At 53.0% G+C, this 22644-nt stretch carries 20 protein-coding genes and 4 pseudogenes; 12 read left to right on the forward strand and 12 right to left on the reverse strand.

Annotated elements, in window-relative coordinates:
* The first annotated feature begins 63 nt into the window (after positions 1-63).
* Both ACR0JF_RS15930 and ACR0JF_RS15935 read left to right on the forward strand, forming a co-directional pair.
* A pseudogene (locus tag ACR0JF_RS15930) lies at positions 64-771 on the forward strand (IS6 family transposase).
* A gap of 257 nt (positions 772-1028) precedes the next feature.
* Positions 1029-2123, forward strand: a complete 1095-nt coding sequence (locus ACR0JF_RS15935) for an AI-2E family transporter (RefSeq protein WP_170660766.1) — start codon at positions 1029-1031, stop codon at positions 2121-2123.
* A 124-nt stretch (positions 2124-2247) separates the two neighbouring features.
* Here ACR0JF_RS15935 and ACR0JF_RS15940 read toward each other — a convergent pair whose 3' ends face one another.
* Positions 2248-3141 carry a YegS/Rv2252/BmrU family lipid kinase gene (locus ACR0JF_RS15940; RefSeq protein WP_170660767.1) on the reverse strand — a complete coding sequence of 298 codons (894 nt, stop codon included), beginning with the start codon at positions 3139-3141 and terminating at the stop codon, positions 2248-2250.
* A 260-nt stretch (positions 3142-3401) separates the two neighbouring features.
* Positions 3402-5123 carry an adenylate/guanylate cyclase domain-containing protein gene (locus ACR0JF_RS15945; protein ID WP_170660768.1) on the reverse strand — a complete coding sequence of 574 codons (1722 nt, stop codon included), beginning with the start codon at positions 5121-5123 and terminating at the stop codon, positions 3402-3404.
* A 429-nt stretch (positions 5124-5552) separates the two neighbouring features.
* Here ACR0JF_RS15945 and ACR0JF_RS15950 point away from each other — a divergent pair, with 429 nt between their 5' ends.
* The 3 genes and pseudogenes from ACR0JF_RS15950 (at position 5553) to ACR0JF_RS15960 (ending at position 7864) form a co-directional block, all read left to right on the forward strand.
* On the forward strand, positions 5553-6071 hold the full coding sequence (locus tag ACR0JF_RS15950; RefSeq protein ID WP_170660769.1) for a redoxin domain-containing protein: 519 nt from the start codon (positions 5553-5555) through the stop codon (positions 6069-6071).
* Positions 6072-6636: 565 nt separating this feature from the next.
* A complete protein-coding gene (locus ACR0JF_RS15955) occupies positions 6637-7047 on the forward strand; it encodes a Rap1a/Tai family immunity protein (protein ID WP_170660770.1) in 411 nt (136 codons plus the stop codon).
* A gap of 109 nt (positions 7048-7156) precedes the next feature.
* A pseudogene (locus tag ACR0JF_RS15960) lies at positions 7157-7864 on the forward strand (IS6 family transposase).
* A 197-nt stretch (positions 7865-8061) separates the two neighbouring features.
* Here ACR0JF_RS15960 and ACR0JF_RS15965 read toward each other — a convergent pair.
* Genes ACR0JF_RS15965 through ACR0JF_RS15975 form a run of 3 tightly spaced genes read right to left on the reverse strand, consistent with a single transcriptional unit; the run spans position 8062 to position 10071 of the window.
* Entirely contained in the window at positions 8062-9120 is a 1059-nt protein-coding gene (locus ACR0JF_RS15965; RefSeq protein WP_170660771.1) for an adenylate/guanylate cyclase domain-containing protein, read from the reverse strand.
* Positions 9117-9506 carry a DUF1987 domain-containing protein gene (locus tag ACR0JF_RS15970; RefSeq protein ID WP_170660772.1) on the reverse strand — a complete coding sequence of 130 codons (390 nt, stop codon included), beginning with the start codon at positions 9504-9506 and terminating at the stop codon, positions 9117-9119. The genes ACR0JF_RS15965 and ACR0JF_RS15970 overlap by 4 nt, the downstream gene beginning before the upstream one ends.
* 10 nt (positions 9507-9516) lie before the next feature.
* Positions 9517-10071, reverse strand: a complete 555-nt coding sequence (locus tag ACR0JF_RS15975) for a SiaB family protein kinase (RefSeq protein WP_170660773.1) — start codon at positions 10069-10071, stop codon at positions 9517-9519.
* 120 nt (positions 10072-10191) lie between these two features.
* Between ACR0JF_RS15975 and ACR0JF_RS15980 the strand changes: the two genes are divergently transcribed.
* From ACR0JF_RS15980 to ACR0JF_RS15990, 3 genes and pseudogenes are all read left to right on the forward strand, one after another.
* Positions 10192-10569, forward strand: a complete 378-nt coding sequence (locus ACR0JF_RS15980) for a hypothetical protein (RefSeq protein WP_170660774.1) — start codon at positions 10192-10194, stop codon at positions 10567-10569.
* 25 nt (positions 10570-10594) lie between these two features.
* Positions 10595-12049 carry a SpoIIE family protein phosphatase gene (locus ACR0JF_RS15985; RefSeq protein WP_170660775.1) on the forward strand — a complete coding sequence of 485 codons (1455 nt, stop codon included), beginning with the start codon at positions 10595-10597 and terminating at the stop codon, positions 12047-12049.
* 371 nt (positions 12050-12420) lie between these two features.
* Positions 12421-13120: pseudogene (locus ACR0JF_RS15990) on the forward strand (IS6 family transposase).
* On the opposite strand, the gene ACR0JF_RS15995 reads toward ACR0JF_RS15990, so the two are convergent.
* The 5 genes from ACR0JF_RS15995 to ACR0JF_RS16015 form a co-directional block, all read right to left on the reverse strand.
* Positions 13074-13301, reverse strand: a complete 228-nt coding sequence (locus ACR0JF_RS15995; RefSeq protein ID WP_170660776.1) for a lysophospholipid acyltransferase family protein — start codon at positions 13299-13301, stop codon at positions 13074-13076. The pseudogene ACR0JF_RS15990 and the gene ACR0JF_RS15995 overlap by 47 nt on opposite strands.
* Positions 13302-13451: 150 nt before the next feature.
* Positions 13452-14213 carry an ABC transporter permease gene (locus ACR0JF_RS16000; protein ID WP_170660777.1) on the reverse strand — a complete coding sequence of 254 codons (762 nt, stop codon included), beginning with the start codon at positions 14211-14213 and terminating at the stop codon, positions 13452-13454.
* On the reverse strand, positions 14210-14956 hold the full coding sequence (locus ACR0JF_RS16005; RefSeq protein ID WP_170552217.1) for an ABC transporter permease subunit: 747 nt from the start codon (positions 14954-14956) through the stop codon (positions 14210-14212). Before ACR0JF_RS16005 ends, ACR0JF_RS16000 begins: the two co-directional genes overlap by 4 nt.
* 9 nt (positions 14957-14965) lie before the next feature.
* Positions 14966-15730, reverse strand: coding sequence for a transporter substrate-binding domain-containing protein (locus tag ACR0JF_RS16010; protein WP_170552214.1), 765 nt, complete (start codon positions 15728-15730; stop codon positions 14966-14968).
* Between the two features lie 38 nt (positions 15731-15768).
* Positions 15769-16566 (reverse strand): ATP-binding cassette domain-containing protein, encoded by a 798-nt coding sequence (locus tag ACR0JF_RS16015; protein ID WP_170660778.1) that lies wholly within the window; start codon positions 16564-16566, stop codon positions 15769-15771.
* Positions 16567-16659: 93 nt separating this feature from the next.
* On the opposite strand from ACR0JF_RS16015, the gene ACR0JF_RS16020 reads away from it, so the two are divergent.
* Genes ACR0JF_RS16020 through ACR0JF_RS16035 form a run of 4 tightly spaced genes read left to right on the forward strand, consistent with a single transcriptional unit; the run spans position 16660 to position 20875 of the window.
* Entirely contained in the window at positions 16660-17307 is a 648-nt protein-coding gene (locus tag ACR0JF_RS16020; protein ID WP_480669543.1) for a TetR/AcrR family transcriptional regulator, read from the forward strand.
* Entirely contained in the window at positions 17304-18488 is a 1185-nt protein-coding gene (locus ACR0JF_RS16025; RefSeq protein ID WP_170660779.1) for a pyridoxal phosphate-dependent aminotransferase, read from the forward strand. Before ACR0JF_RS16020 ends, ACR0JF_RS16025 begins: the two co-directional genes overlap by 4 nt.
* Positions 18485-20089 carry a 5-guanidino-2-oxopentanoate decarboxylase gene (locus tag ACR0JF_RS16030; protein WP_170660780.1) on the forward strand — a complete coding sequence of 535 codons (1605 nt, stop codon included), beginning with the start codon at positions 18485-18487 and terminating at the stop codon, positions 20087-20089. Before ACR0JF_RS16025 ends, ACR0JF_RS16030 begins: the two co-directional genes overlap by 4 nt.
* Before the next feature lie 3 nt (positions 20090-20092).
* Positions 20093-20875 (forward strand): arginine deiminase family protein, encoded by a 783-nt coding sequence (locus ACR0JF_RS16035; RefSeq protein WP_170660781.1) that lies wholly within the window; start codon positions 20093-20095, stop codon positions 20873-20875.
* Between the two features lie 744 nt (positions 20876-21619).
* Here the strand turns inward: ACR0JF_RS16035 and ACR0JF_RS16040 are convergent.
* Positions 21620-22374: pseudogene (locus ACR0JF_RS16040) on the reverse strand (IS5 family transposase); the annotation flags it as partial.
* Between the two features lie 47 nt (positions 22375-22421).
* Positions 22422-22644, reverse strand: a 223-nt coding sequence (locus ACR0JF_RS16045; RefSeq protein ID WP_480669544.1) for a hypothetical protein, incomplete at its 5' end; no start/stop codon positions are given.

The following is a 22644-nucleotide window of genomic DNA, read 5'->3' on the forward strand; positions in this document are numbered from 1 at the left end:
CCGCAGGATCTTGTCGGAAGAACTTTTCTTGAAGCGGGCAGGACGGTTGCATAGCTATTGCCCATGACCAGACCTGCCTCTTTCAGATACTTTACTACCAGCCCCGAGATCATCCGTCTTGCGGTGATGCTGTGTATTCGGTTTCCCCTCTCGCTTCGGAATGTCGAAGATCTGTTGCACGAGCGAGGCATCGACGCGATCCACGAAACTGTCCGGTATTGGTGGAACAAGTTCGGCCCGATGTTTGCATCAGAGATCCGAAGAAAACGGGTTCAGCAACTGCGCGCATTCTAGAAATGGAAGTGGCACGTGGACGAAGTATTCGTGAAAGTGAACGGCAAGCGGCACTATCTTTGGCGGGCTGTTGATCATGAAGACGAGGTGCTAGAAGCCGTTGTCACCAAACGCCGAAACAAGGCTGCGGCACTGAAATTCCTCAAGAAATTGATGAAGCGGCGCGGTTGCGCCGAGGAGGTCGTCACAGATAGCTTCGCTTCCTACAAGGCTGCGCTCAGAGAAATGGGCGCGCTCGATAAACAACAGACGGGCAGGTGGCTCAACAACCGCGTTGAGAATTCGCACCTCCCGTTTCGACGACGCGAACGCCCGATGCAGCGTTTCAGGCGCATGCGAAGTCTACAGAAATTCGCCGCCGTCCATTCCTCCGTATACGACCACTTCAACCAGGAAAGATAGCTAGCCAGCCGAAACACTTTCAAGCTGACCCGCGCCGCCGCTCTCAGCGAATGGCGTCAACTTTGTTCCGGATAGGTTCGCGGTTTCCGCGGCAAACTGAGACTGGTTCGAATTCGTCTGACAGCACCCCATTTCCGACAGTCTTGCAGCCTAGAGTTTCTGATCAACAGCCAGTTCAAAGCAAAGAAATGAGGACCATCATCTGAAAACCTCAGCTATTCGCGCTATAGGGAAAGGCTTTAGCCACTTGCCAAGTTGCGATCAAGGCGAGCTAATACTTAATAATTGCAGAAAGCGGCCGGACAACGCTCAGTCCTGTAGGGAGCCAATAAATGAAAAAGGGTATGCATAATCAAGATCCTTCATCAGGTTTCTTGGGACTCACGTTCTGGTATCAGTTGGTCGTCCTTGTGTTCTTGACCATAGCGTCGCTAGTCCTCGCCGCCTCTGTGCTGGTTCCCCTGTCTTTTGCGGCTCTCCTGTTCGTTCTTCTCACCGCGACTGCGGATCGAATTGGCAGATTCAAGATATTTGGCGGCACCGTCCCGAAGTGGCTTGCGCATTTGGCCGCAATTTCAATTGTGTTAATTGGCCTCTCGCTTGTGTTGTCGATACTATCCAGTCAAGCCGGCGAGGTTTCGGAAGCGTTTCCGCGCTATGAGGAACGGTTTTCCAGCATAGTCGCAAAGCTGGTATCACTGGTTGGGCAAGATAACTATGCAGCCGCGATCAAAGCCTTGGAGCAGATCAACCTAGCTGGGCTCGCGACAGGAGTGATCGGCTCTGCTGGGGCATTCCTAAGCGCTTTCTTCCTGGTGCTGCTTTATGTGCCATTCATGTTGGTCGAACGTGTTCCAATGCGCGCCAAAATCAAGCTGGCAATCAAAGACAGGGAAGCCGCTGAAAAAGTTCGTCGCGTTCTTGAGAGCACGTCGGACAGCATTCAAAGATATGTTGGCATCAAAACGCTGGTGAGTGCACTAACTGGCTTGGGCAGTTACGCCGTGATGGCATCCGTCGGCTTGGACTTCTCTGAAACCTGGGCCGTTCTTGCGTTTTTGTTGAATTTTATCCCGACAGTCGGCTCCATCGTGGGCGTCGCACTTCCTTCCATTGTCGCACTGGTACAGTTTGAAGAAGTCGTGCCCTTTCTTGTGGTTCTGATTGGTTGTGGCGCTGTTCAATTCTCTATCGGCAATATTCTGGAGCCAATGCTACTTGGGAAAAGCCTGAATTTGTCGCCATTCATGGTCATTTTGGCTCTCACGTTTTGGACTGCGATCTGGGGCATTGCCGGAGCGTTGATGAGCGTCCCGATCACCGTGTGCATTATGATTGTGCTTTCGAATATCCCATCTACGCAGCCAATCGCGATACTGATGTCCGGTGATGGGAAGATAAACAACACTGACGCAGTTGACAGCTAAGCGCGAGAGACGTTCGCCAAACTGGATGGCAGCTTTTTACCTGACTAAATCGTCGAGTGTATGTGTCAGCCCCGTACATAGTTCGAAACACCGTGCAACGTTTGAGTTTAAAGAGAAACCCGAGCTACTTACCGCTTGGGAAAACGAAGTTCAGCGCATTTGGTTTAATTGAAACCTCAAAGCGTTGATCGATCATCGGCTCGCCGTCCAGATTCATATGAAACGGTTGGGAGGTTTCCAAAACCATAGATCTCAGACGAGAACGCTGTACAACACCATCTTTAGGATCCGAGATATCCGGCAGTCTGCCAAAGGGCAGATTTTCTGGCATTAAACGCTCTGCGGAAAGCACGCTTAAATCGAGCAACCCGTCGGACACTTCCGCTTCAGGCGCCACGTCAAAACCGCCACCCGCATAGCGGCTGTTCGCAATCGCGATAGCGGAAATGGAAACGTCGTACGGGTCTTCATCATCAATCGAGATTTTTGCGGGAACAGATTTTGCATCAGATAAACGAGCAAGCCCAAACAGAGTGTACGCGAGTCCCCCCAGTCTTTTCTTCATTTCCTTGGGTGTCGTTGCAGTGATCATCGCTCCAAAACCGCCGCTTGCAACATTCACAAACGGACTGCCGTTTATGTATCCGACATCGATAGGTCGCGCGTCTCCCGATGCAGCAACTCGAACAGATGTTGCCAAGTCCAAACCCTTATCACCATACGATCGAGCGAAATCGTTCGCTGTTCCTAAGGGAACAAGACCTAGCGAGACAGGCGACTTTGTCTTCAACTTCAAAACTGCACTCGCGACCGAGTTCAAAGTGCCGTCACCACCGCCCGCGATCACCCTGGTTACCCCATCGGCTACGGCTTCTCGAAGCGTCTTCCTCAAGTCTTTTCCTGACCAAGGAATACACACCCTAATGCCAAGCTCTTTTTCCAATGGCCGGACAGCAAAACGCAGATCGGGTCTTGCTGCGGACTTCCTGTTGAGAATTAGCAGGGTACGTTTGGCCATGATTCCAGCATAAAGCTCTCGCACGTTGGAGCAACTGCTTTAAAAGTTCTAATGGCAGAGGCGCTCAAGCAATTGAAACCTTATTTGTGTTAGCCAACCCCAAGTGACGATAGTCAGCATTATCCGCATCTCGGAGTATACAAAGCTTGGTAATGAAGGTCCGCTTTGGGCCGCTACCGGTTATTGATTTGTAAAGTAGCCAAAGGTGGCAACGAGCCTAAGGTGGACCTTGTTCGCTTAGCAAATTCTTCCAGAAGAATTCAGTCTGGAACGCCAGCGGCAATCAAGACTTCAACAAAGCGCTCTACTTGTTCGCGGTCTCGACCGGGAATTCGTCTTGCATCACTTGCTCTGACGTCCGGCGCAACTGCCAGGTAGGCGTCTAACGCCTTGTCTCTCTCCTCAATGCGACCAGAAAGATGTAGCGTCGCCACCAACTGCCTTCTGTAGGTTGGGTTTTCGGGTGCCAAGGCCAGTGCACGACGCACCGTCTTTTCTGCACTTTCGTAGTCCTCTAAGCAAAAATAGGCAAAGTAGACGCCCATCAACCAAAGCGGTGTAAAAATGTCCTGAGGACTTAGTGTCTCTGCTCGTTTAACCAGATCCAGGCCCTTTTGGTATGCGCCGCTTATGCAGTATCCGCTTCCACAAAAGCCCAATACAGTCGAAAACGATGGCGCGAGTGTAATGGCGCGATCAAAGAGGTCAACTGCCTCGTCCCAGCGGCCGACAAACATCAAAGACCATCCTTTGATCGCCAAAATAATGGGATCTTGATTGTCGGCTCGCACCGCTGCATCTGCCGCTGCGACCATAGCCGCGGCGGAATTCTCACCGGGTTCTGCCCAACTGTAGAAAGCTTGTAGAAAATGCGCGAGAGCCAGGTCGGCGTTGCCAAATGCGCCGCCGGACAGTTCGACTGCCCGCTCAAAATAGCGTCGAGCTTCTGCTGTTTCCGTCTGCCCCAAACGCATGACGAGAGGTCGCCCTCTCATTACACATTCCCAGGCGTCCAACTGCGTCGGATCTTTAGCCCGGGCGCGCCTAGCTTCGGCACTCAAAAATCCTGGCCCGACCGCTGACACTATCGCGTTCGATATTTCGTCCTGAATATCAAAGATGTCAGTGAATACTCTGTCGTAGCGGTTTGCCCAAACCTGTGTTTTAGTCGCCAAGTCAATTAATTGAGTAGTGACCCGAATTCGGTCTCCAGACTTACGGATAGAGCCTTTCAGTACATAGACAACACCCAGTTCTCTAATCGCCGCCGTCAAATCCAGTCCGTTGTCCTTATGGGTCATTGTGGAATTTCGCGAAATCACATTGAACCAAGGCATACGGCTTAAGTCTGTAATTATATCTTCCGCCATACCATCGGCAATGAATTCGTTTTCTGGATCAGAGGATCGATTTTCAAAAGGGAGCACTGCAACAGTCGGCTTGGAAACAGTCATCGCAGCAATAACGGCGTCAGGGGGCCACTGGAGGATGTGAACAGGTTCAGATATGTTTTTTAGGATGCGGGATCCTGCTGGTGCAAAATCCGCTTCAAACCTACCATCAAACTGGCGATGTGCATCTGCTGAAGTAACAATCGTTGAAGGTTCCGCCAGAGCTTCGAGACGAGCAGCGATATTGACTCCGTCACCATACAAATCGTCGCCGTCGACTATTACGTCACCAACATGCAAACCTATCCGATAAGCAATGCGTTTAGAGGGATCAATAGACTTCTCGGCTTCTGAAACTGATTGTTGAATCGCTACACAAGCTCGTGCGGCGCTAACTGCCGAGGGAAATTCGATAAATAGACCGTCCCCGCTACTCTTAAAAACGCGACCACTATTTCCAGCAATAATTGGCTCGAATATTTCGGAATTTAAACGTTGTTGCCGCGCTATTGTTCCTTCTTCATCTAAACCCAAAAGACGGGAAAAACCGACCATGTCCATGGCCACAATCGCAGCGAGGCGTCTTTCCAAGTTGTGCTCCATGAAACGTTAACTCCAAGCTTAGGTTGTTCTTCCGGTAGACACGAAACGAATTTCGTCGAGCTGAAAGTCCCTAGGCGATCTTATATGATAGGCGCTTCATGCCCATGGCTTAAATCTGGAAAGCCCTCCAAGATCCGCGATAGGTTTTGTCTACTAGGACACAGCATTTGCGGCAGACGTTTGGTTGACCATTTTGAATACGCGTGAAGCAGGGGTACTGAAAAACTTGATGGCTGCTCTGTTCGCAACTCGGTCGTTGCCCCAATACTGTCGAACGTCCGTTATTGTGACAGCAGGCATACAAACAGCACCGACTGAAGTACAAATCGGGCAGACCACCGCAGACTTCGGTCATTTTGGCAATTTTTAAATTCAAATCGACGTACAATACCCCCAACCTAAAAAAGGGCTAAAAGAATGAATAACTACAAACCCGCTGTGGGCACCCCCATTGCAAATATCTCGCTACCAACAGTCGGCGGCGGAACAATGACCGTGGGCGGAAAGCGTGAGCGACATCAGTTTTTCGTCGTCTACCGCGGAAAGCACTGCCCTCGCTGCAAGCGACACCTCAACAAATTGCAAAAGATGCTGCCAGAATTCGAAGAAGCAGGCATTGATGTCCTGGTCGCTTCCGCTGATCCGATCGAAAAATCTCTCGCGGACCATGATGAATTCGGCTGGGAGTTTGATTTAGCTTATGATCTTAGTGAAGATCAAATGAGGGAATTGGGTGTCTATGTAACCGATCCTATTTCGCCAAATGAAACGGATCGGCGTTTTGCGGAACCGGCATCCTTTTTCATTCTTCCGGATGGCACGACGCAGATTGTCATTTTGTCTAACGGGCCTGCGGCACGTCCGGATCTGGAAGAGTTGCTAGATGGAATGAAGTTCAATATCTCCAACAATCGGCCGACGAGGGGGATGGCTTGAAGAAATGCGGCCGTTGTGGGTTTTGTAGCCAAGAGCTGGCGGGCTTATTTCCCAGTGAAATCATGGAACGATAGGTGGGGTGAGACAAATAGAAAATATTTGTGAGACGCTTACGGCTGCGGCGGAATAGCACTCTCGTGCCGGAGCGGCCATTGGTGTACTGAGTAGAGAAGGTCTGGATCGAGTTAATACTGGAAGTGCTGCTTTCCTGCATTTCACGGGCGCAGAAAATTTTCGCCAACCCCACTAGCTGCGTTTTAGACAAAAAAACTGTCATTGATTAAGAGCGCAGCGAACTTTAGGCGCTAACGTCCGAACTGCAGAACAAGTTGCCTGATGTTGACGCGGCCAAATTCACTGCTGCATCGCTACGCCAAATAGACCGTAGCAATGCAGCGCATTTCCCAAGCGCAGACATTGAAGGACGTCTAAGTTCCACGAACATGATCTGGGTCAAAGCAGAAATGCCGAGATTATGTTAGTTATCTACAACTCGGGATCTGAAATGAGGTCTCCGAGAAATGCCGCTCCTACTGGCAAATGCTTGAAAGTAAGGAGGCGTGAAATGACAGCCAGAATTCTAAACTCAGCCGCAGCAGTGCTTTTATCGAGCATTGTTTCGCAAGCCGCTGCCGAAATGGATGGCCGTACACTTGTTGATATCTGCACTGACGGGGATGCGCTGCAACTGGGCTATTGTATGGGGTATATGGCCGGATATCGCGAAGGAAGAGACACGACTTGGCACACTATCCGAACCACAAAAGGTTTGGGAAGCGAGCCAATTGAGAATACAGAAGAGTTTACAGATCCGCTTCGCTTCGGCAGGTGTGTTTTTCCCAGACTTCCGAACCACCAAATGCGTGAAATCGTGGTGAACTATATCTCGGATCACCCCGAGACATGGGAGGAGAGTGCTGGTTCAGCAATCTCAAAAAGCCTTTGGGGCGCGTTTCCCTGTGAAGAAAATATGTAGCCGTTTCAGGGGCTAACGTGGTCAGCGTCGTGCAGAAGCACATAGCTCATACGGCCTTGTCAGAAGAACTTTGCTTGAGCGGGGCAGGGTGGTCGCATAGCTTCTGGCAATGACCAAAGCTGTCTCGTTCAAATACTTCAAAACCAGCCCTGAGATCATTCGCCTTGCGGTGATGCTGTACATCCGTTTCCCGCTCTCGCTTCGGAATGTCGAAGATCTGCTTCACAAGTGAGGCATCGATGTGAGCCACGAAACTGTCCGATACTGGTGGAACAGGTTTGGCCCGATGTTTGCATCAGAGATCCGAAGAAAACGGGTTCAGCAACTGCGCGCATTCTCGAAATGGAAGTGGCACGTGGACGAGGTATTCGTGAAAGTGAACGGCAAGCGGCACTATCTTTGGCGGGCTGTTGATCATGAAGACGAGGTGCTAGAAGCCGTTGTAAACAAACGCCGAAACAAGGCTGCAGCGCTAAAATTCCTCAAGAAATTGATGAAGCGGCACGGTTGCGCCAAGGAGGTCTTCACAGATCGCTTCGCTTCCTACAAGGCTGCGCTCAGAGAAATGGGCGCGCTTGAAAAACAACGGACGGGCAGGTGGCTCAACAACCGCGTCGAGAATTCGCACCTCCCGTTTCGACGACGCGAACGCGCGATGCAACGTTTCAAACGCATGCGAAGTTTGCAGAAGTTCGCCGCCGTCCACTCCTCCGTATACAACCACTTCAACCAGGAAAGATCGCTGACCCGCAGAGATACATTCAAGCTAACACGCACCGCCGCTCTCGCAGAGTGGCGTCAACTTTATTCTGGATAGATTCACAGTTTCCGCGGCAAACTGAGACTGGTTCGAATTCGTCTGACAGCACCGTCCTCATACTACCAAATGGCTGATTGGAAGTCTCTTTTTAGAAAGTTTCCACAATGCTAACTTGCAGCGGCCCAAAAAGCTTTGTGTACGTGAGGTTCGAAGTGTTATAACCGGTGCAACTTTTAAGCCTATCCACTCACATCTCAGGCATCGTAGCCGCGGATTGATGCAAGCGCTGATTCCAATATTTCCGCGCTCTCAGCGCGCTCGTCAGATGTCATGGAGTTTGGGTCGAAAAACAACTGAAAGTTCGGTTTCCTGTACGTAACCTCTTCGGGGCGTGATTTCGCCCCCTTTCGACCCAAGACACGATACGCAATGACGGGTTGAGCTACCCCCTTAACCCGGATGGGCCCAACCTCTTCGGTCTCTATTTCTTCGTTGACGTGAGCCCAGGTCTCGTAAGAAATTAAAATCTCTCCTTCGTCGGCATGGTGCTCGAGCCTTGAGGCAACGTTCACAGCCCCACCAATAATGGTGTAGTCCATACGGTCTTCACTTCCAAAGTTTCCCACCGTACAGAAGCCTGTGTTGATACCAATTCGACATTGCAACTGTTGCCATATTCCCTGATGCCTCCATTCGGCTTGCAGTTCGGTCAGCCTGTCTCGCATTGCGATTGCCATTCTCACGCACGCTAAGGCATCTTCCCGCACCCCATTAGTCTCTGGATCGCCAAAGAAGACGAGGATCGCGTCACCGATGAATTTATCTATTGTCGCGCCGTGGGCCAGAGCGACTTGTGCCATCTCGGTCAGGTAACTGTTCAGAAGTTGCGTTAAGTCCTCCGACTCCATCTGATCTGTGAGCTCTGTGAACCCAGCTACGTCCGAGAAAAACACTGTCAGTTTCTTCCGCTGACTGGCGAGCTTAACTTCCTGCCGACCGGAAAAGATTGAATTATAGACTTGTGGCGATAGGTATTTTGCGAGCTTTCCTGACAACGCCTCAAGCTCTTGGTTTTTCCGGGTAACTTCCTCGGTTGCGATGCGCTGATTTTCGGCCAATGCATTCAGTTCCCGCTCGTTACGATCGCTCAATCGCATCATTCGTCGCGTAGTTCGGAGCAGTTTCCTGTATTCTTCAATAAGGTTTTTAATTGAGTTACGCGTCTCTAAACTAGAGAATTGACCGCGGTTCAAAGTTGCTTCCGCGACTTCTAAAGCCTCTTTCTCTCGGGCGAAAAGATCGTCGATGGTCATCGAACGTACAACTTCTTCAGCGTGAATTTTGCGTGCTTCAGATCTTCTCCAAACTCTTCGCCAAGCTCTTCCATGGTTTCGTCTTCGGGATCATGAAACCAGCAAACTTCGACGTTTTTCCCCGCCTCTGCGGCGGAGTCCAAAAGCTCCATTAGCATCATAATCGCCTTAGCGCTGGAGGAGTTGAAATAAATGAGTTCGAAATCAAAGCGACAGTCACGACTTGAACCTTCTGACAACCACCTTTTCAGAGCATCAAACAAGGGGTTGAAGAAGGTCGTAACGTCCTCTGGATAGGACTCTCCAATCAGCCTGAGGTGGCCCGCGTCAAAATCAAACGCCACCGTCGGAGTACGGTTTGTTGCCGGGATTTCAATTTTTTCCATAAGCCCCCTCTTAAACCGTTGCTTTGAGTGCGAAAAACGCGTGCTTGTCGTTAATTCGCATAAAATCAAACTCGATTGGTCTTGACGCTCGGCGCGCAATTTCGATTAACCCGATGCCCGCGCTGTTGCCGACAGAGACGGCTTCGGATCGGAGCTGGTCCTTATATGCGGCCTTGAGTTCATCTCGACTCATATCACGCAGTTCTGAGAGACGGCTTCGCATGGTGTCGACGTCGTTTAAGAGGATCAGATTCCCAGCATGAACGACATAGTTGCCAGCTTCGTTCCCGATGGTCAGGATGCCGTAACTTATGTCCAGCACCTCAGCCTCACCGTCAGCAGGCAGCCGTTCAACCGAATATCTGATGATATTCTGCATTTGCTCTACAAACACTGCGAATACGCTGCGAAGCGTTTTGGTGTCCGCATCTTCTGACACCAACTTCTGCTTCAATGCATCGCCAACACCACTAAGAATACCCTCGGTTACATACCCGCTGTAGGCAAAAACAACGCCTTGTCCGCGCAGATTGGCACGTAGTTCGTAGACTTCGCTTGCAAGCATTTGTTCCCCTTGATCATGCTTGGATAGCACCAAGTTCAATCCAGGCCTTAATATCATAAGATACACATTTATGCATTTTTAGTGTATCAATTGTGCAGGATTATTAGTGTGGAGGTTAGCATGATTAGGCTATCTTGTGTGGTCGCTGTGATACTATCGTCCGGTCCGGCTGCAGCGGCCGACATTCCGACTGAGGTCAAGGCAAAGCTTCAATCCGCAATGATTGCGCATGTCGATGGCGTTATGGTCGACGGTGCCTACACTTATCTGGACACGACCACCAACGCGATTGAAACCGTGTACCCTGCAAACGTTCATCCCATGGTTATTCCTGCGGGAAATGACTATTTCGTCTGCTCTGAAATGATAACTGAAGGCGGCGACACGGTGACCGCAGACTTCCTGGTGCGTGAAGTTTCAGGTGACTACAAGGTTGTACAGATGATCGTAAATAATCGTGGCGCTCTTCAGGCCGCGATGAAGAACATCGCAAACTAGATGCCAAACACTGAAGAGGCATTTAGTGCATAAACTCAGGAACTTTGTAAAGCGCCGAATTTTTCTAAAGCATATTCTGACGACCCTCCTGATTGGGGGCGTTTTGAATGCCGTTGTGCTTCTTTTCTACTATGAATTCAAAAGGCAAGCTCAAACGGATCAGGTTGCCGCGGAAATGGCAACGATTGCGAATCGTATTGCGCGCCCGTTGGCTGAATTGGTTGAAGCAGGGAATGTTACCCAAGCGAAGAGCCTGCTGGCCGTCTATTCGGGTTTTCCTTACGTAATCTGCGCTGAGCAGAAGTTAGAGCTAAGCTCAGAAACACTGGCTTCCTGGCCTGCCATAGGTTGCGACAGGATAAAAAAATCTGGTTTGGATATCATCGTTTCCGTTCCGACGGTTGCAGGGCCGACTACGATGTTGGCGCGAATTGATCAGGAGATCCTGAACAAGGAGCTGCAAACAGAAGTGGGAGTTGTTGTTCTTCTGGGAATTCTCGGAGGATTCGCGCTGATCTTAGCAGGCGCGACGGCATTTCTATGGCTTATCAACAGGCCTCTCAGCCAAATGTTGAAAGCCATTGAACGGTTCGAGCTATACGATGACCCGCAGACGGTCCCGTACCAGTCGGAAGATGAGATTGGCAAGGTTGTTCAAAGCTATAACTCTATGCTGGATCGGGAGGTCGAACGCGTAAATGCAATCCGTGATGGTCACCGCCAGATCGTCGATAGTGTAAACTATGCCACGCGAATTCAGCAAGGTTTGTTGCCTACGACAAGTCTGTGCCAGGCGGCCTTTGCAGATTTCGCAGTCAAATGGGAACCTCGCGATCTAGTCGGTGGGGACATCTACTGGGTTAGATCAGAAGGCCGGATTTCGACGCTCGCCGTAATTGACTGTACTGGGCACGGCGTCCCCGGAGGCTTCATGACCATGCTGGCAATCGCAACTCTCGAGCGGCTTTACTTTGAAAACGATACGCTCAGCCCCGCTTCGGCTTTATCGAAGCTGAGCGACTTGACCCGCAAGCTCCTAAATCAGGACACTAAATGCGCGACTTCTAATGACGGCATGGACGCCGCAATTTGCCAGATCGATTCAAGCAAAGGGATAGCTAAGTTTGCAGGTGCGCATATGTCTTTGTTGGTTAAATCGATGGCCGGTGTCGATCGAGTCCGGGGTGACAGACAGAGCATTGGGTATGTGGAAACCCCAAATGAGCCAGAGTTCGTCGAGCACAAAATCCAATTGGATAAAGCCACGGACCTGATTATCTCCACTGATGGCCTAATCGACCAATTGGGTGGCAAAAAGCGTTTAGCCTTCGGCATTCAAAGATTAATGGCGATAATTGAACAAGATAGTTGGTCAAATTCGGAAGAGCTTTTGAAGGCCATCGACGCTGCGTTCCTAGACTATATGAAGAATGAAGAGCGCATGGATGACTTGACGGTGATTGCTTTTCGCCCTGTGTGACAAATAAACGAAGCCGCTTTTCTTGCGGCACACGTACGGTCGCCAGATTATCGTCATAACGAGCTGGGATATATCCAACCAACACGTTGATTGGTTTTCAGAAGAATAAAAATAAGCGGATTTGGCCGCAGAGTAGACGTACAATTTACTTCGGGCCGTTGAGGTTGAGCTTACGGTTGCTTTGTTACGCGTCTCGATGGTCTGTCTTGGTTGCGGCGAAAAGACAGTTTTTGTACTGCCCCTGAAACTGCTTTTCAACGACCGCTCTGGCGACATGGACCATAGCGCAGCAATGAATGTACTATACGTGTGAGGGTCTTGTCAGAGTAACTTAACTTGAGCGGGGCAGGGCGGTTGCGTAGCGTTTGGAAATGACAAAACCTGCCGCCTTCAAGTATCTTAAACCCAGTCCCGAGATCATCCGCCTTGCGGTGATGCTGTATATCCGTTTTTCGCTTTCGCTTCGAAATGTGGAAGATTTATTGCACGAACGGGGAATTGAGGTGAGTCACGAAACCGTCCGATATTGGTGGAACCGCTTCGGCCAGATGTTTGCCTCGGAGATCAGAAAAAAAGCGTGTCCAACAACTGCGTGCATTCTCAAAATGGAAGTGGCATGTCGACGAGGTCTTTGTGAAGGTGAACGGAAAGCGGCACTACCTTTGGCGTGCGGTCGATCATGAAGGTGAGGTGCTGGAAGCCGTAGTCACCAAACGCCGAAACAAGCAGGCGGCATTGAAATTCCTCAAAAAATTGATGAAACGACACGGTAAAGCGGAAAAAATTGTAACGGATCGCTTCGCGTCATACAGGGCCGCGCTCAGAGAGCTGGGAGCCACCGAAAAACAACAGACGGGCAGATGGCTTGATAATCGAGTTTAGAACTCTCACCTGCCGTTCTGACGAAGAGAACGCGCCATGCAGCGGTTCAGGCGCATGCGAAGTTTACAGAAATTCGCGCCCTTCCATTCCTCCGTCTACAACCACTTCAACCAGGAAAGATCGCTCGCCAGCAGAGACACCTTCAAGCTGACACGCAGCGCTGCTCTTGCAGAGTGGCGCGATCTTTGATCGGTACTAAGGACAGCCATATTGACCCAACTAAGACTGGTTCGAATTCGTCTGACAGCACCCAGCAATGGCTGCTATCCGCGTCGCAAAGTTCCTTTTTTGCGGCGAAGGTGATCCACTTGGCGTCGGGCACCACGTCCATCAGAGCGAAACCATCCAGGTGGCTGCGGTGGTTGATCACCAGAATTGTGGGACGTCATAAATCTTTGACTTAATCGATGGCCAGAACCTCAAGGAATGAGTACATCACGTCACTAATATCTGCCCCAAACATCAAGCATTTCTGACCCGGTACACCTGTCGACCATACGTAAGCATTGCTACCAAAGCCTCAAACTCCCTCAAATCGTCGGAAGGCCAAGGCAATTAACCCGGCGATGGCCATGTAAACCAATGCCAACAACAACAGCGGCTCGTAGACCACAAATGTGTCTGCTCGAACCCGGGACGAAACCGCATATATCTCGACCACCGTGATCGTTGCTACGAGTGGAGTTGCTTTGAGCTGCAAGATGGTTTCTCCGCCTAAGGTAGGCAGAACATTGCGTACGGCTTGGGGTAGCCAGATCCGGCGGAACATCGTGAAACGTGGCATCCCGAAAGACTTTGCTGCCTCCAGCTGGCCTTTTGCCACGCCGGAAAACGCGCCTCGCATGACCTCGCCCTCATATCCTGCAAAGGACAGTGTCAGCGCTAGGACGGCGTAGGGCCAAGCCTGACGCAGGTAGGGCCAAAGCTCAGACGATCGTATCCAGGGAAACTGCGGAAATAGCGAACCAAGCCCGTAGTATAGCAACCAGATCTGCAACAACAGCGGTGTGCCTCGAATAATCGTGCAGAAAACCCGGGCGGGCGTAGCCAAGTACCACGGACCCACTGCCTGCGCCAATCCTAGAGGCACAGCCATTAGAAAGCCTAATACGGTTGTGACCACCAAGAGCCAGATTGTGGTCCAGAGACCTTGCAACGCCAAAGGGGCATATTTTGGAATCCAATCCCAACGCAACGAGAACGCACACCAGATCACCAATGCTGCAAACAGCAACATCATGACGATACGGTGCGGTTGCATAAGAGCTTTTACAGTGATCATGCCGAGCCACCCTTCAACGAAGGTTGACCACGCCGCGCCCATTTCTCGATGCGGGCAAAAACGACCCCTGAGAAAAGGGTCACCATAAGGTACAAGAAACCTGCAGCCAAAAAGAAGGTGAAATAAGCACGGGTACTGCTAGCCGCTTGGCGTGTTTCCAGCGTCAACTCACTGAACCCGACGACAGCAAGCAAGGCCGTGTCTTTGGTGGCGATAAGCCACAGATTGGCCAGCCCGGGCACCGCAAATCCCATCATTGCCGGTATGGTCACCCGACGCATGATCATGAAAGCGGGCATTCCATAGGACTTCGCCGCCTCGATCTGCCCGACGGGCACCGCCTTTATGGCACCTCGCAGAACCTCGGTGGCATAGGCCCCTTGTACAACGCCCAGCACCCAAATACCGGCGGCTACACCGTTGATCTCAACCCGGCCGCCTCCGACCGCTTCAGAGATCTTGTTGATGATATCACTGCCGACATAATACAGGATCAGGATCAGCACCAATTCGGGTACAGCCCTGATCACTGTTGTGTAGATGGCAAGAAGGTCACGCGTGACCTTCCCGCCGTAGAGTTTTCCGTAGGCCCCGAACAGCCCGATAACCAGCCCCATTCCAAATGCGCCGAAGGCGATTTGCAGGGAATTGGCAAGCCCGCGCAACAGGTTGCCACCCCAACTAGACAGCGACAGCAACTCCATGCTGGTGCCAAGGCCCAGTGTCTCTAACAGTCCGGTCACAGCAACGCCTTAGTAGATGCTGGTGGTGAAATAACCCGAGGTGATTTTCTCGTGGGTCCCATCCGCCAAGATCGCAGCGATCCCTTTGTTTAGCGCTTCAAGAAGTTCGGTGTCACCCTTGCGCACACCGGCACCGACGCCACGGCCCAAGATTGCCGGATCATCCGCGACAGCGCCTTTGATCTCGCAACAGCTGCCATTTTCCGAATTCACAAAATCCGCCATGGCAATGCTGTCCGCCTGAGTAGCATCGATGCGACCCGCGAAAAGGTCTTGGTTGGCCTCATCCTGAGTCTGATAGACTTTCAGCTCTGAATCCTTGAAGTACTCCTGCGCATAGGCCTGGTGGATGGTCGAGGCTTGGATCCCGATGATCTTGCCAGCAAGGGACTCTGCGGTGGGTTCGATGTCCATCGACTTGTCCGCCACAATCACTGCGGGTGTGTTGTAATACGCATCACTGAAGTCGATGGTTTTCAGACGCTCTTCGGTGATCGACATCGACGCCATGATCGCGTCGATCTGCTGGCCGGTCAGCGACGGAATGATACCGTCCCAGGCAACAGGGGTGATCACGCAGTCAAGCTCCGCCGCGGCGCAGACGGCATTGATCACCTCAATTTCCCATCCGACCCAATTGCCCGAGCTGTCGGGTGACGCAAATGGGGGATAGGGTTCGGCGGCGATACCGATCTTAACTTGTTCAGCTGCGGCCGCGCCTGCAGTTAGAACGGCTGCGGCTGTTGCTGCAGTCAGAAGTGCTTTCAATTTCATTAGGAGTCTCCCGGTTGGTTTTATTTGGTGTTTTGATGCTATCCGACTGATCTGAGGAATTGCTTCAGTCGTTCTGATTTTGGATTTCCAAAGAGGTCGGCAGGTGGTCCCTGCTCTTCAATGCGCCCCTGGTAGAGGTAGACGACATGGTTCGCCACTTCGCGCGCGAACTTCATCTCATGGGTGACCAATAACATGGTTCGCCCTTCGGCAGCCAGATCACGGATCACCGTCAGCACTTCGCCCACGAGTTCCGGATCCAGTGCGGATGTTGGCTCGTCAAAGAGCATGGCGGAAGGATCAACCGCCAATGCCCGAGCAATAGCGGCCCTCTGCTGTTGACCGCCGGATAGATACGCTGGGAAGGTGTCCTCTTTGCCGCCCAAGCCAACCCTGACCAGCAATTCGCGGGCGCGTTCGATCGCCTCGGGTTTGGGAACCTTCAACACATGTACCGGAACCTCAATAACATTCTCCAGCAGAGTGCGGTGGGTCCACAGGTTGAATTGCTGGAACACCATCGCCAGCTTTGTCCGAATGCGCTCTATCTGCTTTTGGCTGGCCGGGCTGCCATCCGCCCGCATGGCCACTTCCTCGCCTCCGATTACGATTTTGCCGGAGGTCGGCGTTTCAAGGAAATTGATGCATCGCAGCATAGTCGACTTGCCAGACCCCGAGCCACCAATGATCGCTACGACATCGCCCTGATGTGCAGTGAGGTCTACGCCTTTTAGCACCTCGAGATTTCCAAAAGACTTATGCAAGTCTTCAACGCGGATCGCCTCTCGGCGCGTATCCGGTCGTTCAGCGACTGCGTCAGCGGCGGCTGTGTCCATTTTTCTTTGACCCCAACTTTCTGATTGCAGTAAGCCGTGAGCATAGTAATTATGCAAGTGTATAATTACGGCATCCGCAAAAAAGGACCAATCGTGAGCGAAGACCGCAAGAAATTTAAGCGTGAGTCGGCCGAAGCCAGACAGCACGCACTGATTCTCGCGACGCTTGATTTGGTGGCAGAACAGGGCGTCCGTGGCGCCACAGTGCGGGGAATCGCAGACCGCGCAGATGTTACGCAGGGGCTCATCCGTCATTATTTCAACTCTAAGGAGGAGCTGATCGTCGCGGCGTATGAGCACCACATGAACTCGATGACAGATCAGACATTCGCACCCGCGAGCCAAGTCGAAGCCAGCGCCCAAGCCAAGTTGGCAGCTTTCGTGAAGGCGTCGTTGACGCCCCCGGTTGTCGACCCCCGTGCTATCGCTCTTTGGGCCAGTTTTTTGAACAAAGTTCAGCAGGACCAGCAAATGAAGGCGACCCACGAACGAACATACGGCTATTTTCGGGACCAGCTTGAAGGGTTGATCGCGGCTTCGCTGAAAGAAGCGAACCGTTCGGCATCGTCTGCCCAATTGCGGCAGCTGGCTATCGCCTGCAACGCGGTCATCGACGGTCTGTGGCTGGAAGGCGGCGCGTTGCCCCATGCCTTTGAGCAGGGCGAACTGGTTGAAATCGGGCTGCAATCCGTTTCCGCCATTATCGATTTGGATCTAACGCAGGAGAGCGAGCCCCTATGAGGTTGACAGCAATTACTGACCGGCTGGCCGGATTGGGTGGTGGCAAGTGGGAAGTACACTTGAAGGCGCGCGCAATGGTTGATGCGGGTGCTGATCTGGTGGAAATGACAATCGGCGAGCCGGACGTGCCAACGCCGCCAGAGCTGTGCGACGCCGCTGCCTTGGCCTTGCAGGCGGGCCGTACCGGCTATTCCAACGGCCGCGGAGAGGCCGGGCTTTGCGCAGCCTTGGCAGAGTCGTATACCAAAAGCCGCGGCCGGCAGTTTTTGCCGGAGAATATTCTTTGTTTTCCCGGCACGCAGACCGCGCTTTATACGGTGATGCAAGGCGTCGCCGAAGCCGGTTCCGAAGTGTTGGTCGGTGATCCGATGTATGCCACGTACGAGGGCGTGATCCGCGCATCAGGAGCCGAACCCGTGCCGGTGCCGCTCCGCCCTGAAAACGGTTTTCGGTTGCAGGCCGAAGATATTGCCGAGCGCATCACCCCGCGCAGCCGCGCTATACTTCTGACGACACCGCATAATCCGACAGGCGCGATCCTGACCGCTGAAGATGTACGGATAATTGGCGAACTTGCGATCAAGCACGACCTCTGGATCATCTCGGACGAAGTGTACGAGCATCTGGTGTTTGAAGGAGCAGAATTTGTATCTCCGCTTTCGGACCCGGACCTGGCCGATAGGGTCATCGCCGTGTCGTCGATTTCCAAATCTCACGCAGCCCCTGGCTTCCGCAGCGGTTGGTGCGTTGGCCCAGCCGCGTTCTGTACTGCGTTACTACCGGTCTCGGAAACGATGCTGTTTGGCAACCAGCCCTTTATCGCAGACATGACTGAAAAAGCTGTGCGACACGGATCTTCGGTCGCTGCAGGCATGGCGTCTCGTTTTGCGGCTCGCGCTCGTGTTCTGGAGCGCCGCCTTCATAGTGAAACGCCTCTGACCGTCCACCAACCGGATGCGGGCATGTTTGCGCTGGTCAACGTATCGGGCATTGGAATGGATGGTGACGCCTATGCTTGGGATCTTTTGGAGCATGGCGTTTCAGTGATGCCGGGCTCGGCCTTTGGTGAAAGCCTCAAGGACTGGGTTCGGGTCGCCCTCACCATCGACGACAGCCAATTCGCGACGGCGCTGGACCGCATCGTCGCCCACGCAAACCTCAGCAAACGGAATGTTGCATGACCAAACAAACAGTGGGCGAGGCACTGGTCGCCGAATTGAAGCAACGGGGCGTGTCTTGCGTGTTCGGTATTCCCGGCGTGCACACCGTTGAGCTCTACCGTGGTCTTGCGGCCTCGGGCATTCAGCATGTGACCCCAAGGCACGAGCAAGGTGCAGGTTTTATGGCTGACGGCTATGCGCGTGTCTCAGGCAAGCCGGGCGTTGCATTTGTCATAACAGGACCCGGCCTGACAAATACACTGACACCGATGGCGCAGGCCCGGGCGGATTCCGTTCCCATGCTGGTGGTTTCCGGCGTCAACAAGAAGAGCACGCTGAACCAAGGCCTTGGCCACTTGCATGAACTGCCCGACCAACATGCGCTCGCCAAGACTGTTGCGCTGGTGTCCGAACATGTGGACCAGCCCGATGATCTGAGCGCTGCATTGGATCGCACGTTTGCACCCTATTCCGCTGGACGACCGGGCCCTACCCATATCCAAATCCCGCTGGATGTGGCGGGGCTGGTCGCTGAAAGCGCCCTGACGTCGAAAGATCATCCTCATCAGGCACTGGACAGCGACTTAATCCAACAGGCCGCAGACCGGCTGTCAGCTGCGCACAAAATCGTCATCTTGGCGGGGGGCGGCGCGAAAACAGCCGCGGAAGGTCTGCAAACTCTTGCAGAGCGTCTCGATGCGCCTGTCGTGCAAACCGTAAATGCGCGCGGTCTGATGCATGGGCATCCACTGACTGTTCCCGCCAGTGCAAGCTTGAAATCCGTCCGGGCATTGATCGAAGATGCCGATTGCGTCCTCGCTTTGGGGACCGAGTTGGGCCCAACGGACTACGACATGTATGCCACCGGAGATATGGCCTCTATGTCGGGGCTCATACGCGTGGATATTTGCCCGGATCAACTGACCCGTCACGAAGCCGCAATAGCCATAGAGGGTCGCACCGATCAGGTTGTTTCGTCCTTGCTGTCGGCATTGCCCGGAAAATCCAACCAGCGAGATGGAATGGACCGCGCTGAAAGAACCCGCGCTGCGGCGTTTGAAGAGATAGGGCCGGACTACCGCGCTCAAGTCGGGATTCTGGCGGCCATGCGCGCCGCAGTCCCGAATGCGCTTATGATCGGAGATTCCACTCAGCCGATTTATGCGGGCAATCTCTACTATGATCACGACCGTCCCGGCGGTTGGTTCAATGCGGCCACAGGATACGGAGCGCTTGGTTATGGTATTCCTGCAGCCATCGGTGCCGCGATTGCCGACCCTGAGGCATCCGTGATTTGCATCGCCGGGGACGGTGGTGCCCAATTTTCGCTGCCCGAAATCATGGCCGCAGTGGACCAAAACCTGCGCATTACCTTTGTTCTTTGGAACAATCATGGCTATGGCGAAATCGCCACGTCCATGGAGGGCGTGGGGGTCGAGGTGATCGGTTGCGACCCAACCCCACCTGACTTTGCGGTCACTGCTGCCTCGTTTGGCATCCCCTACAAACGCGTTCGGCAAGATCCAAAAGCTATTGCCGCTGCACTGGCAGACGCCGACGCCCAAAACGGCCCCTCTATTCTGGAAATTAATGCTATCGGGCGTCGCCCGGATCAGGAGTGACTCATGCGAAACCCGACCTTTGAATTTACCCGTGCCATAACGCGCAAGCCTGCCTCGACCATCGCAGACGGCTTGCGTGCCGAGGATATCGGCAACCCCAGCCTCGAGGGTATGCTTGCTGCGCATTCAGCCTATGTCAGCGCGCTGCGGAGCACCGGAGCAGAAATTATCGAGCTTGACCCGCTTGAAGCCTACCCGGACGCGCAGTTCGTCGAGGACACCGCGCTGTGCCTGCCGCAAGGTGCTATCCTTATGCGACCTGGCGCGCCTTCGCGCCTGGGTGAGGTTGCAGAAATATCGTCGACGATCCGTGCCTGCTACGACGACGTCCGCGAGATCAAGGGCCCCGGTCATGTCGAAGGAGGTGATATCCTGGTGACCGGAAAGGAAATTCTGGTCGGCCGCTCGGATCGAACCGACGCTGCAGGCGTGGCCGAGCTGACGGATATTGCCAATGAGTGGGGCCATGCTGTGCGCGAGGTGTTCACGCCTGAAGGCGTGTTGCATTTCAAGACCGATTGTTCGCTGATGGATGCCGAAACCATCCTGTCAACCAAGCGCTTGGATGCGTCCGGGTGTTTTGAAGGCTACCGGGTTCTACATGTTGCCGACGGGGAGGAAGCGGCCGCCAATGCAATTCGTTTCAACAATCTGGTGCTCATGGCGGCTGGTTTCCCGCGCACTGCAGATGTTTTGGACAAGGCTGGGTATGAGGTCGTCCAGATCGACAACACCGATTGCGCCAAGTTGGATGGCGGCATGTCATGCCTGTCTCTGAGGTTTTGATGGCAAAGAAGTATCATCAGGCATAAGAACTGAGTCCAGCTGGAGTGCCGAGGCAATACTGAGGAATGGAAATGAACGCTGTTGAGAAAACGTGAATACGTAGCTGCGTTTGAGCCTGTTGGATCGGCAAGCTCGCCCCGGTCTGCAAGCAGCTTGAGTAGGCTCACGATCTACCCAAAAGGCAAATCGAGCGCGAACGGTCTGGCGTTGAGGCCGCTGGAGAGGCGAAAACTCAACGCAGGTCCAGCCTCAACAATTTAATTGCCAACTTGAACTCCGCCACAGAGGCGATCGTTGCTGATTTCGATGTCTCAGAACTGCGTAACAAGATCGGCTATCGGGATAAGGGCCAGGCCGAACTTGCGAGTGTTACTCAGAAATTGACGGAGGTAAGCACGTTGCTGAGCCGTCGGAATCAAGCTACGGCATAACGTTTCGATGCCGAGATCGCCGCACTGGAACGTGATGTCGCCGCGAGTGGAATGCTATACGAAACTTGGCTGAACAGCCAGGGAGCAGAGATAACCCACACACTGGAGCCCCTCAGAGAGTTTCATTCCGAGCTATCTTCACTCGATGGCCCAAACGTCAACGATCAAGTCGGGGATGCGCTGATCTGGTGCGTCGGCGAGGTTGCACTCGGCCAACGGTTGCTAGACCGGCACAGCGCAGTGAATGAGCAGATGACAGTGCCAAAAAAACAACAATCCAGAGGGCGACAACCCGCATTAGGGTCAGGGCTCGTAACCAACTTATGACGGTAGCCGCCAGTGCGATGGCTGAGAGGAAGACCCTTGGGCATCTGTCGTAGCGGGTTGCCACACGCTGCCAATCCTTCAACCTGCCGAACATGATCTCGATCCGGTTGCGCCGTTTGTAACGACGCTTGCCGTACTTAACCGATTTCTTCCGCTGCTTCCGGCCTGGGATGCAGGCTCGTATCCCTTTGTCTTTCAACGCTTACCGGAACCAATCAGCGTCACATCCGCGATCCCCAAGCAGCCATTCGACATCTAGCAGGCTGATCAACAATGCCCGTGCGCCGATGTAATCGCTGACCTGCCCAGCCGTCACAAGCAAGTTGAGTGGGCGTCCCTTGCTGTCGCAGATAGCGTGTAGCTTAGTGTTGATGCCGCCCTTGGTTCGACCAACCAGGCGTCCACGTCCCCTTTTTTGGCGACCAAACTGGTCGCTGAGCGGTGCGCCTTCAGGTAGGTCGCATCTATCAACACGGTCTTATCTTCGCCGTGCTCAGCGGCCAATCCGACCATCATCCGGGCGAAGATGCCTTTGTCGCTCCAACGTTTCCATCGGTTGTAGAGCGCCTTGCGCGGGCCGTATTCCTTCGGCACATCGCGCCAGCGCAATCCATTGCGATTAATGAAGACTATCGCGCTCAACACCCGCCGGTCATCGACGCGGGGTTTGCCGTGAGACTTTGGGAAGAAGGGCTCAAGACGCACCATCTGGGCGTCGGTCAGCCAAAACAGATCAGACATGTCCACCGCTCGTTTTTCGAACTGTGGTTCACGCAACCCCGCAGAACTCAATAGGTCTTGACCCTAAGCCCAGAGAAACGGAAATATGCATCAAGAAATGGGCACGCGAAGGAAGTCTGAATCCGATAGAACCTGCTGTCGCCAATGCCCCTTCGAGGCTCGGCTATATCGAGATTTAGGGTCTTTTCAGAAGAACTTTGGTTGAGCGGGGCAGGGGTATTGCGCGGCTTTTGCATATTACCAGACCTGCTTCTTTCAAATACTTCAAAA

This window comes from Ruegeria sp. BG11, from assembly GCF_056538565.1.

Bases quoted from the DNA above. Each gene is read 5' to 3' on its own strand.
- ACR0JF_RS16030 (WP_170660780.1), top strand. From the start codon at position 18,485: ATGACCAAACAAACAGTGGGCGAGGCACTGGTCGCCGAATTGAAGCAA.
- ACR0JF_RS15975 (WP_170660773.1), bottom strand. From the start codon at position 10,071: ATGCTTGCAAGCGAAGTCTACGAACTACGTGCCAATCTGCGCGGACAA.
- ACR0JF_RS16000 (WP_170660777.1), bottom strand. From the start codon at position 14,213: ATGATCACTGTAAAAGCTCTTATGCAACCGCACCGTATCGTCATGATG.
- ACR0JF_RS15980 (WP_170660774.1), top strand. From the start codon at position 10,192: ATGATTAGGCTATCTTGTGTGGTCGCTGTGATACTATCGTCCGGTCCG.
- ACR0JF_RS15965 (WP_170660771.1), bottom strand. From the start codon at position 9,120: ATGACCATCGACGATCTTTTCGCCCGAGAGAAAGAGGCTTTAGAAGTC.
- ACR0JF_RS15940 (WP_170660767.1), bottom strand. From the start codon at position 3,141: ATGGCCAAACGTACCCTGCTAATTCTCAACAGGAAGTCCGCAGCAAGA.
- ACR0JF_RS16035 (WP_170660781.1), top strand. From the start codon at position 20,093: ATGCGAAACCCGACCTTTGAATTTACCCGTGCCATAACGCGCAAGCCT.
- ACR0JF_RS15970 (WP_170660772.1), bottom strand. From the start codon at position 9,506: ATGGAAAAAATTGAAATCCCGGCAACAAACCGTACTCCGACGGTGGCG.
- ACR0JF_RS16010 (WP_170552214.1), bottom strand. From the start codon at position 15,730: ATGAAATTGAAAGCACTTCTGACTGCAGCAACAGCCGCAGCCGTTCTA.
- ACR0JF_RS15955 (WP_170660770.1), top strand. From the start codon at position 6,637: ATGACAGCCAGAATTCTAAACTCAGCCGCAGCAGTGCTTTTATCGAGC.
- ACR0JF_RS16015 (WP_170660778.1), bottom strand. From the start codon at position 16,566: ATGGACACAGCCGCCGCTGACGCAGTCGCTGAACGACCGGATACGCGC.
- ACR0JF_RS15950 (WP_170660769.1), top strand. From the start codon at position 5,553: ATGAATAACTACAAACCCGCTGTGGGCACCCCCATTGCAAATATCTCG.
- ACR0JF_RS15935 (WP_170660766.1), top strand. From the start codon at position 1,029: ATGAAAAAGGGTATGCATAATCAAGATCCTTCATCAGGTTTCTTGGGA.
- ACR0JF_RS16025 (WP_170660779.1), top strand. From the start codon at position 17,304: ATGAGGTTGACAGCAATTACTGACCGGCTGGCCGGATTGGGTGGTGGC.